Raw genomic sequence first — 14914 nt, 5'->3', positions numbered from 1 at the left:
GAAATGTTGAAAACATACAAATATCGTATTTATTCAATGAAAGAACAGCGAATGTTTTTCGCAAAAACTTTCGGGTGTGTTCGGTTTGTATACAACAAGATGCTTGCCGTTAGAATCAAATCGTATCATATATTCTCCTGCACAGTATAAAACTAAATTTCAGTTTCTAAAAGGCTTAATCACAGGTTTTTTGTTGTAGACCGCAAAGTAGCAAAATCTTAAAGAATTATTATAGGAGACTAGACGAACATCATATGCTCCTATGTTTTTTCTAAAGTTCGTTTTTGAATAGCTCGATATAAAGAACCCTGTGAAATACCAGTTCCCTCTATAATTTGTTACTATCATACATAAGAAGGGCTAACGATATTTTATCTCTGTCAATTTTTGTCCTCGTTTTTTACTTGCTTCTAATCCTTCTTTTACGCGTTCTGCAATTAGATTCCGTTCTAACTCAGCAATGACACACATCATCTGAAACATCACTTTACCAGTAGAAGTGCTTGTATTCATTTGTTCCTTCAATGATACAAACTGGATATCTTTTTCTTCCAGTTGTTGAATAATGGTTAAAATATCTAAGGTCTTTCTTCCTAAACGAGAAATACTTTCTATAACCACTGTATCTCCTGAATGATCTGGTCAAGAAAAACTGGAACATGAAATAGATTATGCAATTGATTTTGAATACTGATACGGAGTCATTCCATTTAATGATGAGTGCGGACGAATGGAATGATAATACATATAAATAAATTCCGCTACTAACTGTGTTACTTGAGCGAGAGAAATCCGTTTTTCTCCATGTAAACATTCACGTTTAAAGATGCTAAAAAATGATTCGATCACAGCGTTATCCCAACAGTTCCCCTTGCGGGACATACTTTATTGAATCTTTTGTTGCTTACAAAAATCAGTAACTGTATAACTGGTAAACAGGGATCCTTGATCACTATGAAATAAAATTTTTTTATGATTGCCATACACGTTTTTAACTTGCTGAATTGTATCCTTTACTAATTGCGCATCTTGGTGAGTATCCAAAGAGTAACCAAGCACCCGCCGGGTGCTAATGTCTAATGCCGCACAAAAATACACTTTCAATCCATTTACTAAACGAAATTCTGTAATAGCACATACAACTGTTGGAACGTCTTTCTTACCAGGTTGAAAGGAGCGCTCTAGTACATTTGGGAATGTATAATGGTTTTGCTTTCTTTTTTTATAATACGTAACAACTTTTGACTTTAATCCAGCTCGACATAAAGCTTGTCTTACTTGAGATAAGCTCACCATAACATCTCTATTGAGCAGATAACGGTATAGTTTTCGATATCCCATTCTAGCTTTTAAACGTTTAAATTGCATGACAATATACGCTGCTGTCGTTTTACGTTTTTTCTGACCTTCAGTGGCTTTACGATGAAAGTAGTCGTAAAAACCACTCACAGATACTTGTAATCGATAGCAAAGCCAGCGCACTCCAAATATGTGGTGACATTGTTTGATAAACTGAAAACGTGTTAGTTTTGGTTTTTGGCAAAGAAGGTTGCCGCCTTTTTTAAAAATTCATTTTCCTTTTTTAACGCCTGGATTTCTCTTCGTAAAGAACGTAGTTCTGCCATATCAGTTCCCTTACTATCTAAAAGTGGAGAAGAATATTTTTTTATCCATGAATTAAGAGTCCCATGTCCTAGATCAAATTCTCTTTGAATACTGGAGATTGTACGCCCTTTTTTGATTACCAATTCAACACATTGTTTTTTAAACGTTTCATCATACTGTTTTTTCATCTGAAACACCTCTTATATAGAATAATTTATCTCTATACTGTGTTCCAGTTTTACTGTACCACCTCATTTATTAGGCTAACCCCGCAGTCCTTGCGGTTAGAAGCCTTATAGCTTCGTTCTTTAGATTGATACTTGCGTTAATATCCCTATCATGGTGTGTATGGCAAGAAGGGCAATCCCATTTACGTAGGTTCAGATTTTTAACGTCTTTGTTTTGATATCCACAACAAGAACATAATTGGCTTGAAGCAAATGTTTTCGATACGACAATGACTTGTTTACCGTACCATTTTGCCTTATATTCCAACATAGTTCGAAACTGTGACCATGATACCTCACTAATCGCTTTTGCTAACTTATGATTCTTTAACATATTAGATACTTGCAAATCTTCTATACCGATAACATCGTGGTTTTTGATGATTTCAGTTGAGATTTTGTCCAAGTAATCTTTTCTAGCATTTGCCATGTATTCATGAATTCTAGCTACCTTTATTCGTTGCTTATTCCAGCGAGAAGATCCTTTCATTCTTCTAGAAAGAACACGCTGTGCTTTTACTAACTTCTCTTCTAACAATCGAAAAAACTTCGGATTTTTATAGGTTGTTCCATCTGACAAAATGGCGAAATCTTTTAGTCCTACATCTATTCCAATGTAAGAATTTGTTTTCGGAAGTTCTTGGACTTCTGTTTCAACTAACAAGGAAACAAAGTATCTACCAGAAGGGTTCCATCTAACCGTAGCATTTAAAATACGTCCCTTTACTTCACGACTTTTGGCAAATCGAACAAGACCTAGTTTTGGCAATTTTATTTTGTTTCCTACAACAGCAATGTTTTCATTCGTTTGTTTTGTGGTGTAAGATTGCACAGGATTCTTTTTAAATTTGAAACGTGGGGCACTGTTTTGTTTCTTAAAAAAGCGTGTATACGCATCCGCAAGGTTGCGAACAGACGATTGGATCGCAATACTATCCACCTCTTTAAGCCAAACAAGCTCTTTCTTCATGGCAGGAAGTTTGGCAGAGCATGTACCATATGTCAAACCTTTTCCTGTTTCTTTGTATGCATTATTCCATAGAGATAGGAAATGATTGAATACAAAACGAGAACAGCCAATCGTTTTATTGATTAGAGTCGCTTGTGCTTTATTTGGATAGATACGAAATTTATATGCTTTATTGATCATCATTCATTTCACCTCCATTTCGATATGTATCTATTGTATAATGGACGTACATTCGATAGGTAGTGAAGTAACAATTTATGTATGTCGAACAATTAAGATGGCTCCCTGCCATCCCTTGTCCGAAGCCAATTCACCTCCCACCTACTCACTTAGCGTTCCTTGAGGAAGGAGTCTTCTTGGCTAAAATGATAAAAAGTATCTACTTCCCAAGAAGCCCCCACTTCAAACAGTCCGAAAGGAGGTTAAGTAGCGGGTAGTTCACATTGGCATGTTTTTGTTAATCCTTCGGTAATTGAATATCTTGGCTCCCAGTTCAGATTGATTTTAGCCTGCTGATTATCAAGACAGCTGTGAGTGATATCTCCTATTCGTACTGGTTTATATTCAGGGGGAATATTTTTATTTAAAATACCGTTAATTAATTCATGTACTTCATTGATGGAAAGACGTTTGTTTGTACTAATGTTATAAGTTCCATTTTTCCCTACTTTTAGTGCAAAAAGATTGGCTGAAACAACATCCTCTACATAGATAAAATCTCTAGTCTGTTTGCCATCACCATAAATAGTAGGGATTTCATTATTCAACATTTTACTAATAAAAATGGAAATTACACCACCTTCGCCCTTTGGCATTTGACGAGGTCCATACACATTTGAATACCTTAAAATCGTAGATTTTACATCATAAAGTTGTGCATAACTTCGAATAAAAAGTTCGGGAGTGTACTTGGATATTCCGTAATTAGATATTGGATTAATTGGATGGAGTTCACTAACCGGCAAATATAATGGTGGACCATAAACAGCTGCCGAAGATGAATAAATAAGTTTACTATTATAAATTTTGCATAATTCAATTATGTTAATAGTCCCCAAAATGTTGATTTGTGCATCAATAATGGGGTTTTTTATAGATGTTTGAACGTCTATTTGAGCTGCAAGATGAAACACAGCTTCTGGTTTCACTTCTTCAAAAATTAATTTCATTTTCTGTATATCTAAAATATCGGCTTCGTAAAACCTAGCTTTTGGATTAAGAAACTGTCGCTTTCCAGTCGATAAATTATCAATAACAGAGGTGTCAAAACTTTCTTCGATTAACCTATCCACCAAATTCGAACCAATAAAACCAGAACCTCCAGTCACTATTACCTTCATTATTTTTCCTTCTTTCAAATTATTTTTTAATGTCTTTACTGTTTATAAAAAAAATTCCTAATCGTTCGGGTGGTTCTGTGCTAAACTTTTTTATTGTTGACGTAAATCATTTATTTTGGTTTTCTATCCATTTTTTTAATGTGATTAACATCTGTTTATAATCTGGAATATCGTATTGAAAATCGGCTCGAGTGCTTCTAATGGTACGATCAAGCGTAATTGCAGGATCACAGATAATTTCAACATCATTTTTGTCAAACACTTCTTGAACCAATCTAAGTAATGAATAATTTGAAATCTTTTGTTTTGAGCCCAAATGATATAAACCTGTAATTTGCTGCTTAATCATTTCTTCTATTGCCCTAGCCAGTTCAAGAGTTGTTACTCCATTCCACAAAACGTTTTTATAACCTTTAACTTTTCCAATTTGTTTCATAAACCACAAAAACAATCCAGTTCCATCCTCTTTCAACTCTGGTCCAATTATTGAAGTACGAATTGTCAGGTGTTTATCATTGATAATCTCACCTAGTTGTTTAGATTTAGAATAAACTAAAGTTCCATCTGGGATATCAGTCTCTATATAGCCTCCTTTTTTCCCTGAGAACACACAGTCCGTGCTAATTTGAATTAATTTTCCATGGTGGCGTTCAATTAATTTTACTAATTGATGTGGAAGCAAGCTATTTACTTGTAAAGCTAATAGAGTGTTATTTTCGGCATATTCATTTAAAATTTCAACACAGTTAATGACAATATTAGGTCTTAACTTTTCAATAATTTTTTCGAGTTTTTGACAATCAATAACATCCAAATAAATACTTTTACTGTCATGCGGATCTCTTGTAGTATAGTGTACCTCATATTGCTTTTTATTCAAAAAATACCCGGTCAGCATATGTCCTGCCATCCCTTGTCCACCAAGGATTAGTATCTTCATTTAAATAGCCTCTCCCTTCACTAATAGTTCTGTGATTTCATTTTTTTTTTAATAATGTTATGCCAGATTTATCGTTTTCCGACAGAAGATTCTTTCCTCAAAAATGTGAAGGTGTGAAACACCAATTTTAGGTGGGAGATGAATGTCGGTTGGCATAAGCCAACATGTTTGCTATCATTTACTTGTACAGATTGCTCTTCGAAAACTGAAGATATGAGGTTGGTTGCAGAAAAACGTTGCAACCGTAAAATTTTCAACGTTCTATCGCCCCATGCTTGCCGAAGTTGCGAAAACCAAGCTAAAGTAGGGAGTGTGGTGCGTCAACGTACAAGATACTTATGTTCTCACCGTAGGGACTACGGATAGAGCCTGCTAAGATAACCGGTGGATACATCGGTTATCTTAGCAGGAATCTCCCACTTCAAAAAGTCCGTAAGGACGTTAAGTGGTGAGTAGTTCAAAATTCTCTAAATTTCCAGGTTTATAGCCGGCAGAAGGCCCTTTTAGCCCCTCAATATGGCTAGGATACTCTACTTTATAAATTGAACGTGGTTTTTCTTTCATACTCTGAAAATAGCTGTTCATAGATTTTTTCGTCTGGTCAAATCCCTATAACCTTCATTTGAATATTTTATTTTGCAGAAACTTCTATGATACGACGTTTTTTCTTTCGGTACCTCCAGACTTCCATATAAAAACAGAGGTTCCCATCCTTTCAGCCAAGATAGTGTTTATCCCACTGTTTGTAACATCTAACAATAATATTTTATTATAGCCTCTCTTTTAGGAAAATAATTTCTAGATTTTTATACATGGTTGCTAGTTGCTGCCCAAGTAACCTCTGTTCTTCGGACAAAATATACTAATCCCTAATTGTTGAAAGAACACCAGACTTAATGCAGATGTATAATTTTGATCTGTGTGTACTAAAATATGCTTTTCAATATATAACCTTTTTTTATGATGAGACCGAAGTATATAATTTCCAAACCTGTTCCTAAAATGGTCATGATTTTCATAATCCCCCCTACATACTATATAAGTTGCAATAGAGCTTTTAATATGTGTTTATCAATCACAATATCACTTTATCCAAGGAAAAATAAATTTCTTTTATACATTATTATGCATTTCTTTTATTTTTGATCTAGACGCAGAATTATGGTTATCTCTTAAAAAACTTTGCAACAGAACCGTTTATTATAAATTAGCTGGTTTTTTAATGATAATAGTGGCTTACTTTTAAGTTACTATTATCATTAAAAATAAAATAATTAATAAAAAACTAATAAATGCCTATACCATATTAGTTATCTTCCCATATTGTTATGGATATACCAATTAATAAAGGGGAGAGATTGATGAAAATTTTGCTTGCAACCTATTGGGCTATACCACATGTTGGTGGGGTATGGAATTATATAGTTCAATTAAGGAAAAGGCTTGAAGCACTGGGCCATGAGGTTGATATTCTTGGTTATGATGAGGAAAATAAATCTGTTTACATTTTAAATGAAAATCGTAAAATTGACAGTGATAAGCTTCTTCCATTATTAAATGCTAAACTGGACGCGCAAACTTACCCTGCCCTTCATGCCAATGAATTGGTGAAATTTACCGAATTTCAACGTTACGTTTACGAACTAAGCGCTGCATATTTAGGCTTGGATAAATATGACGTCATCCATACCCAAGATGTTATCTCTACAACATCCATTAATAGGGTCAAACCGAAAAATATCCCATTAGTTGCTTCTCTTCATGGCTCTGTTGCGCAAGAGGTGAGACATCAATTAACCACTACTCATAAATCGAACACTTCCTTTATGGCAAGAGTTTATTTTGATGAGTTGGAGAGGCTTGGGGCTACATCTGCAGACGTAACAATTGTCGCAAATAAATGGCTTAGAGAAATCTTAATGAATGAATTTCAGGTTCCAAATGAAAAAATTCAAGTCCTACATTATGGATTTGATTCAGAGGATTTTATTAAACAATCTAAGATAAATTCAGCTATTGTACGCCCGAAGGATAAAAAGGTGATTATTTATTCTGGAAGATTGGTAGAATTAAAAGGCGTACAGCACTTAATATCGGCTTTAGGTGAACTAAAAAAAATTCGTGGAGATTGGGTATGCTGGATAGTTGGAAATGGGGATCATCAAGCAGAATTAAAAACACAAAGTAAAGTTAACGGTTTGGATAAGGATATTTTATTTTTTGGAAAAAGGGATGATATTCCATATCTGCTAGCAAATTCGGATATTTTTGTCCTTCCTAGTCTTTTAGAAAATCAGTCTCTTTCTGTGATTGAAGCACAAATTTTGGGTAAAGCCATTATTGTTACTGATGCTGGGGGATTACCTGAAATGGTTGAGGATGGTGTAACAGGGTTGATTATTCCTACAGGAGATAGTAAAGCCCTTTGCAAAAAATTAAATTTATTACTAAAAGATGGGATATACCGACAAAAGTTGGGAGGCAATGCTAAAAAATGGGGTATGACTTATTGGTCTATTGATGATAATGTAAAAAAATTAATAAACGTTTATCATAGCGCTATTTCCAAACATGGGAAGGTCGAGGGTAATGTTCTTTCTAATAATAATTAAACGATATATACTCGTTTTGTTCGCTCATTGTAAAGTTTGGATGAAAAAAATTTGGTCAAGGCTCTTGATAGTTTGGTCAAGAACTTCAAAAACAGAGATATTCACTAATCTTCCTGATCAATCTTTTAATGTTTTCTTAATTAATTCGGATGAGTATAATTCTTTGTTTGCTAATTCTCGTTCTTCTCAGGATGTTTTTGTTTCCGGCACGGAATGGGAAATAATAAGGAATTCGGTTCCTCACCAATTTATTTTACCAAATCCCGAATCATTTCAAGCTTTTGATACCATGAGAGGAGACCATTTTAACTCTTTTTTTCACAGAATGGTATCAACTCCGAACACTTTTGTAGATCCACAAATTTGGGAATCGGTTAGCGATACAATTCCCAAAGACTATATACTGCCAAATCCTTCTTTGGAGAACACTTTTGAAATAATGGAAGATGACCATTACTTATCCATTTTTCTCAAGTGTAAGAAATCACCTAAACTATATGTAGACTCTGTAATTTGGGAACCTATTAAAAATTCTGTTCCTAAAAATTATTTACTTCCAAACTCCTTGACAGAAATGATGTTTACACCTATGAAAAGTGAACGGTATAATTTGTTGTTTTCTAGAAAGATAGAATCTCCTCATGTATTTGTAGATCATAAAATCTGGGAAATGCTTAAAGAAAACTTACCAAAAGACTATAAGGTACCAAATCTAATCAACATGAAAATCATGGAGCCTATGAAAGCTGATAATTATAATTCCTTATTCTGGTTACAAATGAAAAATTCAGAAATTATGGTTGATCCTCAGATCATTCAGCAAATAAATGATTCAATTTCAGATGACTATCGGCTTCCAAACCCATTAATTATGGAAATAACAAGTAGAAAGTTTTTTAAAGAGTATATAAAAAATCACCTGTAAATTAATCTCAAGTAGCATTAATAAATAGAAACAAAGGGGATTGTTGCAAAGTTTCTCAATAGATAACCATAAGTAAGAATATATGAATAAATATTTATGTAACCACTAGTAATAGTTGTACGTTAAAAAATCGAAGTCTAAGCCAAGACTCCGGTTTCTTTTTATATGGGTATCGCTTCATACCGATTAAGCTTATAGGGATCCCGCCCCACAGGAACTTAACGTAACTGTATAGAGAGTAAGCTTATTGTTTGGAGCGATAGAATTGGCAGTTCTTCGCGTATAATTGTTAATCTAAGTCGAGTAATCTACATGTGATTCTACCCCTCATCCATCAACTTAGGGTATATTTTTATACAAAATGCGTTATTTCCATATAGTTTTTTATTATCTTTTATGGGTTTTATAAAGGTTGGTATATCAAATAAACTTTGACGGGCTTCAATTTTTTTACTATGCTACCTGATGAGTAGCAGTGGTATACTCATATATGCCACACTTAAAATATCAAAGACTGTCTTTATCGATCCTGAGGCTACTATAGAGTTATTTCCTATCTCATTAATTCTTGATAGGATAATAGAATGTGAGCCAATCCAAGTTCTTTCTCTAATATTTAGATTTTGAGGAACTGGATTAAATCGAGGGTTGTGTCCGTGACTATGAGTGTATACAGTTGAATACTCTGAGACTAGAATGTTATCATATATTACGAGATTTCCAGTGTGATCTAATCTCAATCCCTTGTTAATCTGAACATTATTTTTCAAAATTTACTTTCCGTCATTTTTTTCACTATCGGTTACAGTACCACTTGCAATTAAGCAGTTATCACCTATTATTATTTGTTTAGGATTTTCAATTTTCGTACCCACCTGTATAGTTGAATCTTTACCTAATTTAATCCCTATAATTATCCATCTAGTTGTATTTAGTACATTTAATACTTTTATAAAGCTTCTTGTGAATAACCAAAAAAAACCTTCCAACGCATCCTTCGATACCTTTTTTATTTTTTTACTGACAATTTTATTAAGAGTATTTAAGGTTCAAATACATACAACTAACGCAGCTCCAATTAAAGTATATCGAGGTATTAACAGCACTGATGACATAACCGTAACAATTAAGATATTAAGTCAATAAAGTAGACACAGATAAATTTAATTATGCAGTCTCCAATTCGTACATATGTTCTTTTCCTGTCGGAGATAAATAGCCATTCGCTGAATGAATTCTTTTATGATTATAGAAAATTTCAATGTATTCCCAAATATCTTGCTGTGCTTGCGCACGTGGTGTGTATTGTTGCTGATAAATAAGTTCTTTTTTCAAGATACCATGGAATGATTCGATACAAGCATTATCATAACAGTTCCCTTTTCTACTCATACTACATTGCATTCCATACTGTTGTAATTGTTTTTGATAATCATGGGAAGCATATCTACTTCCTCGATCAGAATGATGCAAGACTGAACCTTCCGGTTTTTGACGGAAATAATCTTGTTGTAAAGCCTTTAATACTAATTCTTTTGTCATTGTATGTTCAGTATGCCAGCCCACAATTTTTCTAGAATACAAGTCCATCAGACTTGCTACATACAACCATCCTTCTTTCGTCGATACATAGGTAATATCGGCTACCCAAACTTGATTTGGCTTTTCTACCTTGGATTGACGATTTAACATATTGTCCTGTATTGGATAAGAATGTTTGGAATTTGTAGTAGCTTTATATGTTTTTACAGTTTTTAATTGTAAGCCTTGTCCTTTCATGATTCAAAAAAATAAGATGCCCTATGTGTTATTTATATCAAAAATTGTAAAACAAGCTATTTTTAATGCCGAAATAAATTTCATAAACAAATAATGTTTCTTTTGTTACCATAAGGAAAAAGAAAAATAGGGGAGAATGGAAGATGAATGCAAAAGAAATGAGAATTCAAATTATAAATATACAAGAACAGCATTGCCGTGGATGTGAATATCTATTCGGCTCTATCAACATTGCATCGAAAATTGTAAATGGGATCAATTCAATTATGTGAGAATACGGTTCCAATGTTAGTATGCGGTATCTTTGCTAATCTGACAGTGTTTATTGAGATTCATGCCAGTGTTCGTATTAATTTTTCCGATAGTATTAAATTCATAATCATGTTGTAAGGAACGGGTTAGCTCATTACAACGTATAATTTTTCGATCTTTTAATTCAAAAATAGCTATAATTTCTATGACACCACTATTTCATTTTTCTTCTTTACATGAATTTCATACTTTAAGGATGCTGTCTGCTTCTCTTCATCAAATAAAAAATCATTGATTATTAAACCCTTGTATATTCACCTCTGTACCATCCGTAACTTGCATATATTGGTCACTAAAATAATCTGATCTTTTATCTAACTTCAAATCTAAGATAACATCTTGATACACTTGGTTTAGAAATGTATAAGCTTGTTCTTTATTCAACACTATCACTCCTTCAACATTTCGTTTGTCCATTCATTTCAAAAGGGAATGCTAACATCTAATCTTACTTCATCAAATGTATCAAGAAGATGATGATAATTTTTCGGAAATGGAGGCTAATTGGCTTTTAGAAACAGTTACAATGGAATCAATCGATTTCTATCACCTTCTTTTTATTACATATAGAGTGGATGGCGATTAAAATGAACGTTTAAGATCTTGCATATTTCATAGGATGATAAATAAGGAGTGCGTCCGGGTGGATAACGACGTTCTAATAGGTTCTCAATTCCATTGGAATTGAACATTTGTATGTAAGTAGAAACAGACTGACGACAAATACCTATAATTCGGGCTGCAGATGTAGCAGAGTGACCAGGCGTATGGACATAAGACGTTGTTTAAAAAATGAATTTTTCGCTTTACGTTCTTCTTGTAATAAATCATGAACAGTAATGCCGTATTTCGTAGTCACACGTAACTTTGCCATTGTCTATCCGCTCCTTTACCTATTCGTAGGGTAGCAGTATCGACAATTTTAAAGATTTTTACGACATCAAACTTGGTTTATATAACAGTACCGATACTACTTAATGTCAAAAAGAGCGATCCTCCTCAACCAGGAACGCTTTTTGTATATGTTTCTTTTTTCTGCATATTCAAGCGGTAACCTGTATATATTTAATTTGTATAAAAAATTATCAATGTCACTTTGTCAAAAGAAGAACGTTCCTTCCATCAACTAGGAATGTTCTTCTTCTTTGGTTTTTCCCCTGGCCCACTCCACATATACAATATAATCAATTAAAGATATTTATACATCACATCAAACTACTTGATTTACAATCATAGAAGCTCCAATTGTAGGAGCGAGACTCATAGTAAAAGGTACTATGCTATTATTTCTCAGGGTAAGAACGTCTCCAGCACTCAACGACAATTGTGCTTGACCACTGATTCCTCCCGTAGCCACTAATGCTGGATAGACTGTAGAAGCATCTACGGTGCCATTTACAGCAATTCCAATTTGGCTTTCTATCCCAGCTGTAATATTGACAATAAACTCAATTTCGTAAACACCCGTGGCAGGAACAATAACTGTAGTTGTGCCTGCTGTATGAGATATACCATTCAGCGGCCCACTGTTGCTAAATGGTATATCCGCACCCCCTACAACTGTAGTATCCGCAAGAGTAGCTAATTGATAAACATATCCAGCAGGAAATGCGCCTGTAGCTCCCGTCGGCCCTGTAGCTCCCGTCGGCCCAGTGTCTCCTGTCGGCCCAGTGTCTCCTGTCGGCCCTGTAGCTCCCGTCGGCCCAGTGTCTCCTGTCGGCCCAGTGTCTCCCGTCGGCCCAGTGTCTCCTGTCGGCCCAGTGTCTCCTGTCGGCCCTGTAGCTCCCGTCGGCCCAGTGTCTCCTGTCGGCCCAGTGTCTCCTGTCGGCCCAGTGTCTCCTGTCGGCCCAGTGTCTCCTGTCGGCCCTGTAGCTCCCGTCGGCCCAGTGTCTCCTGTCGGCCCAGTGTCTCCTGTCGGCCCTGTAGCTCCCGTCGGCCCTGTAGCTCCCGTCGGCCCAGTGTCTCCTGTCGGCCCAGTGTCTCCTGTCGGCCCTGTAGCTCCCGTCGGCCCAGTGTCTCCTGTCGGCCCTGTAGCGCCTGTACTTCCTGTTGGAATAGTAACAAATTCTACATCATCCACTAATAGGTCTACCGTTCCTACTTGCGGTAAACTATTAATGAGGACAAAGGCTTGTGTGGTTCCTGCAGGGGCAGCAGTGACCGCTTCATACACGGTTAACCATGTATGAACATCGCAGGTCGGAAGTCCATCTACGAGTATATTAATGAATAGACCATTTCCAAGTGAGTTAAACGAACTGTCTAAATAAATGACTTGCAATTGAACGGGAGCTGCGATTCCTGCTTCTACTTTAGCTAGTGAAACAAAAAATTGAAAGGTAGATCCTACTGTAACAGGTACAAATTGAGCGATATAAGAAGTTACATTTCCGCCTGTTAATTTGGCAGAAAAAGAGCCTGTATGTGAACACGAGTTCGTTATCTCTGCATTACTACCAACCCATGGAGGTAATGTTCCTGTTTCAAACGAACTATTTTGAATTAAATTAGGATTAGGCATGCATTATTTCATCCTTTCAAATTGTAATTATGTTAGTATTAATATATATTTATAAATAATCGTTGCGTTTATACGATATATCTAACCTCCCTAAATTAGAATTAACTGGCACACTGTACATAAATATAATAATTGCCAACAGTAATATAATATGTGCGTCCTTTGCTATTGTGCACCTTAAATTGTGGAGAGCCATCCACAATTACCTTCCCATCGATTATAAATCCAATGTCCCCGCTACAGCGCTAACCTGCCATGACCTCTTAGTGAGACGGTTCGTGCTCTAGTCCATCAGATAATTTATCTAACATTTTTTGTTCTAGATGGGTTTGTATACAGTAATGTAGTATGTATATTAGAATGCCCAGCTATATGTGCCACTTCATGTACATCAAGACCATTTTCTAGTGCGTGTGAACAAAAATAACGTCTTAGATCATGTGGCTTTAAGTCTATCGCTCATCCAGCTAATTTACTATATTTTTTAAACATGTGGTTTACAGTCATCCGGCTTAATTTTGGTCCTTTATTTGATACAAACAAATAAGGGCTCTTTTTATATTTGTGTAAGTTTCGTTCTACTAAATAGTTTTTTAATGCTTGTATTACTTTTTGATTTAATAAAACAGTTCGTTGTTTATCGCCTTTCCCCGAACGAATAACTAATTCTGATGAAGAGAGACGCAGGTCTTGCTGTAAATCAATGTGTAAAGCTTTCTCCATATATATTTTGTGTATTTAAATTTTCAGTAACCAATTTTGCTTTCCCCACCCTATAATGTTGCGTAATCCCAACCGTTTTCCGGTACATATTTTATCTGGAGACTATCTACATCTATAACAATGCCCTTTGGTGCTCTAGCCAAAGGTTCACGACCAGTTAACACTTGTATCGCTTCATGAAAGCTAAATAATGATAAAAGATGTGCTCGCATAGGCGTAATTATTCAACCTACTTTTCCCTCACGAAAATCTTTTGCCCACTCTTCAGGCGCTCCCTTATCAACCGAATACCATGCTCTTTTTTTCTTAATATCAGTAATTTGCTGCCTTAACTTTGAATCTGTTAATATAGATCCTACAACAGAAATATTCAAGGCCTCTTCATATGGTATCCCTAATTCTCTAGCTGTTCTATGTATAATGAACCTAGAGGGCATATCATCCACAGCTTCTACTACAATATCATGCCCCTTCATTAATTCCACTACGTTGTCTTCATCTACTTTTGTTTGTATAAAGTTTGTTGAGATATAAGGATAAATATCTTTTACAACTTGTTCAGCAACTTTTGCTTTTGGTTTTCCTATCACAATAGAAAGCGCTAACATTTGTCTGTTTATATTTGATATTTCAAATTCATCTGGATCGACGCCTGTAATATTTCCAATCCCCATTCTAGAAAAAAGGATGTCTTCATACCCTCCTACGCCCCCCCCTAGGCCAAAGATAATTACTCTTTTATTCTTAAGACATTCTTGTTCTGCTTTTGAATAGACACCCATGTTCTTGTTTACCATTTTCCAATAATAAGTATCCATATCCATTGAAAAACCTCCAGTGATGTAATAAATATAAAAAAACTGTTCATATAAAATCATCAACACATATAACAATAAATTCAAAATATGTTAATTTTGCGAGTTTTTTTGTAAAAATAATTAAAATTTTCAAGTTATTTAT

The 14914-nt window shown here is 35.0% G+C and carries 15 protein-coding genes and 5 pseudogenes; 4 read left to right on the top strand and 16 right to left on the bottom strand.

All coding sequences use genetic code 11. The features are described 5' to 3' along the window. Window positions 1–3: 3 nt before the first annotated feature. A pseudogene (locus I6L50_RS33620) lies at window positions 4–172 on the top strand (helix-turn-helix domain-containing protein); the annotation flags it as partial. An 88-nt stretch (window positions 173–260) separates the two neighbouring features. Here I6L50_RS33620 and I6L50_RS33615 read toward each other — a convergent pair. From I6L50_RS33615 to I6L50_RS33585, 7 genes and pseudogenes are all read right to left on the bottom strand, one after another. Further along, window positions 261–630, bottom strand: a pseudogene (locus I6L50_RS33615) (recombinase family protein); the annotation flags it as partial. A 39-nt stretch (window positions 631–669) separates the two neighbouring features. Continuing rightward, complete coding sequence (locus I6L50_RS33610; protein ID WP_257475491.1) at window positions 670–882, bottom strand: integrase core domain-containing protein; 213 nt, start codon at window positions 880–882, stop codon at window positions 670–672. A 3-nt stretch (window positions 883–885) separates the two neighbouring features. After that, window positions 886–1482: a DDE-type integrase/transposase/recombinase gene (locus tag I6L50_RS33605; protein ID WP_257475490.1), complete on the bottom strand. Its 597-nt coding sequence runs from the start codon at window positions 1480–1482 to the stop codon at window positions 886–888. A gap of 41 nt (window positions 1483–1523) precedes the next feature. Then, on the bottom strand, window positions 1524–1793 hold the full coding sequence (locus I6L50_RS33600) for a transposase (protein WP_257475489.1): 270 nt from the start codon (window positions 1791–1793) through the stop codon (window positions 1524–1526). 70 nt (window positions 1794–1863) lie between these two features. Next, on the bottom strand, window positions 1864–2985 hold the full coding sequence (tnpB, locus tag I6L50_RS33595; protein ID WP_219304311.1) for an IS200/IS605 family element RNA-guided endonuclease TnpB: 1122 nt from the start codon (window positions 2983–2985) through the stop codon (window positions 1864–1866). A gap of 239 nt (window positions 2986–3224) precedes the next feature. After that, on the bottom strand, window positions 3225–4142 hold the full coding sequence (locus I6L50_RS33590) for an NAD-dependent epimerase/dehydratase family protein (RefSeq protein WP_219304309.1): 918 nt from the start codon (window positions 4140–4142) through the stop codon (window positions 3225–3227). A gap of 106 nt (window positions 4143–4248) precedes the next feature. After that, on the bottom strand, window positions 4249–5082 hold the full coding sequence (locus tag I6L50_RS33585) for a dTDP-4-dehydrorhamnose reductase family protein (protein WP_219304307.1): 834 nt from the start codon (window positions 5080–5082) through the stop codon (window positions 4249–4251). A gap of 1361 nt (window positions 5083–6443) precedes the next feature. Here I6L50_RS33585 and I6L50_RS33580 point away from each other — a divergent pair. Both I6L50_RS33580 and I6L50_RS33575 read left to right on the top strand, forming a co-directional pair. Then, window positions 6444–7694 (top strand): glycosyltransferase family 4 protein, encoded by a 1251-nt coding sequence (locus I6L50_RS33580; RefSeq protein ID WP_219304305.1) that lies wholly within the window; start codon window positions 6444–6446, stop codon window positions 7692–7694. A gap of 40 nt (window positions 7695–7734) precedes the next feature. Further along, window positions 7735–8619: a hypothetical protein gene (locus I6L50_RS33575; protein ID WP_219304303.1), complete on the top strand. Its 885-nt coding sequence runs from the start codon at window positions 7735–7737 to the stop codon at window positions 8617–8619. 773 nt (window positions 8620–9392) lie between these two features. Here I6L50_RS33575 and I6L50_RS35470 read toward each other — a convergent pair. Both I6L50_RS35470 and I6L50_RS33565 read right to left on the bottom strand, forming a co-directional pair. Beyond that, complete coding sequence (locus tag I6L50_RS35470; protein WP_257475488.1) at window positions 9393–9608, bottom strand: LbetaH domain-containing protein; 216 nt, start codon at window positions 9606–9608, stop codon at window positions 9393–9395. Window positions 9609–9786: 178 nt separating this feature from the next. Continuing rightward, complete coding sequence (locus I6L50_RS33565) at window positions 9787–10398, bottom strand: IS3 family transposase (RefSeq protein ID WP_219304301.1); 612 nt, start codon at window positions 10396–10398, stop codon at window positions 9787–9789. Between the two features lie 143 nt (window positions 10399–10541). Here I6L50_RS33565 and I6L50_RS35465 point away from each other — a divergent pair, with 143 nt between their 5' ends. After that, window positions 10542–10670: a hypothetical protein gene (locus tag I6L50_RS35465; RefSeq protein ID WP_257475487.1), complete on the top strand. Its 129-nt coding sequence runs from the start codon at window positions 10542–10544 to the stop codon at window positions 10668–10670. Window positions 10671–10938: 268 nt separating this feature from the next. On the opposite strand, the gene I6L50_RS35460 is transcribed toward I6L50_RS35465, so the two are convergent. From I6L50_RS35460 to I6L50_RS33535, 7 genes and pseudogenes are all read right to left on the bottom strand, one after another. After that, window positions 10939–11094: a hypothetical protein gene (locus tag I6L50_RS35460; RefSeq protein ID WP_257475486.1), complete on the bottom strand. Its 156-nt coding sequence runs from the start codon at window positions 11092–11094 to the stop codon at window positions 10939–10941. 176 nt (window positions 11095–11270) lie between these two features. Then, window positions 11271–11435: a hypothetical protein gene (locus tag I6L50_RS35455; RefSeq protein ID WP_257475531.1), complete on the bottom strand. Its 165-nt coding sequence runs from the start codon at window positions 11433–11435 to the stop codon at window positions 11271–11273. A 2-nt stretch (window positions 11436–11437) separates the two neighbouring features. Further along, entirely contained in the window at window positions 11438–11584 is a 147-nt protein-coding gene (locus tag I6L50_RS35450) for a hypothetical protein (protein ID WP_257475485.1), read from the bottom strand. Between the two features lie 336 nt (window positions 11585–11920). Beyond that, complete coding sequence (locus I6L50_RS33550) at window positions 11921–13231, bottom strand: NTTRR-F1 domain (RefSeq protein WP_219304299.1); 1311 nt, start codon at window positions 13229–13231, stop codon at window positions 11921–11923. A 101-nt stretch (window positions 13232–13332) separates the two neighbouring features. After that, window positions 13333–13461: pseudogene (locus I6L50_RS35445) on the bottom strand (N-acetylmuramoyl-L-alanine amidase); the annotation flags it as partial. Between the two features lie 70 nt (window positions 13462–13531). Then, a pseudogene (locus tag I6L50_RS35440) lies at window positions 13532–13954 on the bottom strand (tyrosine-type recombinase/integrase). Between the two features lie 50 nt (window positions 13955–14004). Next, window positions 14005–14778 (bottom strand): annotated as a pseudogene (locus I6L50_RS33535) (HesA/MoeB/ThiF family protein). Between the last annotated feature and the right edge of the window lie 136 nt (window positions 14779–14914).

Source organism: Bacillus sp. FDAARGOS_1420 (assembly GCF_019344915.1).
In the GTDB taxonomy this organism is placed as follows: Bacteria; Bacillota; Bacilli; order Bacillales; family Bacillaceae_G; genus Bacillus_A; species Bacillus_A mycoides.
The sequence above is the reverse complement of the archived record's forward strand: the minus strand, read 5'-3'. Positions and strand labels throughout refer to the sequence as shown.

Bases quoted from the DNA above. Each gene is read 5' to 3' on its own strand.
- I6L50_RS33580 (WP_219304305.1), top strand. From the start codon at position 6,444: ATGAAAATTTTGCTTGCAACCTATTGGGCTATACCACATGTTGGTGGG.
- I6L50_RS33600 (WP_257475489.1), bottom strand. From the start codon at position 1,793: ATGAAAAAACAGTATGATGAAACGTTTAAAAAACAATGTGTTGAATTG.
- I6L50_RS33610 (WP_257475491.1), bottom strand. From the start codon at position 882: ATGTCCCGCAAGGGGAACTGTTGGGATAACGCTGTGATCGAATCATTT.
- I6L50_RS35465 (WP_257475487.1), top strand. From the start codon at position 10,542: ATGAATGCAAAAGAAATGAGAATTCAAATTATAAATATACAAGAACAG.
- I6L50_RS35450 (WP_257475485.1), bottom strand. From the start codon at position 11,584: ATGGCAAAGTTACGTGTGACTACGAAATACGGCATTACTGTTCATGAT.
- I6L50_RS33575 (WP_219304303.1), top strand. From the start codon at position 7,735: ATGAAAAAAATTTGGTCAAGGCTCTTGATAGTTTGGTCAAGAACTTCA.
- I6L50_RS33550 (WP_219304299.1), bottom strand. From the start codon at position 13,231: ATGCCTAATCCTAATTTAATTCAAAATAGTTCGTTTGAAACAGGAACA.
- tnpB (WP_219304311.1), bottom strand. From the start codon at position 2,985: ATGATGATCAATAAAGCATATAAATTTCGTATCTATCCAAATAAAGCA.
- I6L50_RS33590 (WP_219304309.1), bottom strand. From the start codon at position 4,142: ATGAAGGTAATAGTGACTGGAGGTTCTGGTTTTATTGGTTCGAATTTG.
- I6L50_RS33585 (WP_219304307.1), bottom strand. From the start codon at position 5,082: ATGAAGATACTAATCCTTGGTGGACAAGGGATGGCAGGACATATGCTG.
- I6L50_RS33565 (WP_219304301.1), bottom strand. From the start codon at position 10,398: ATGAAAGGACAAGGCTTACAATTAAAAACTGTAAAAACATATAAAGCT.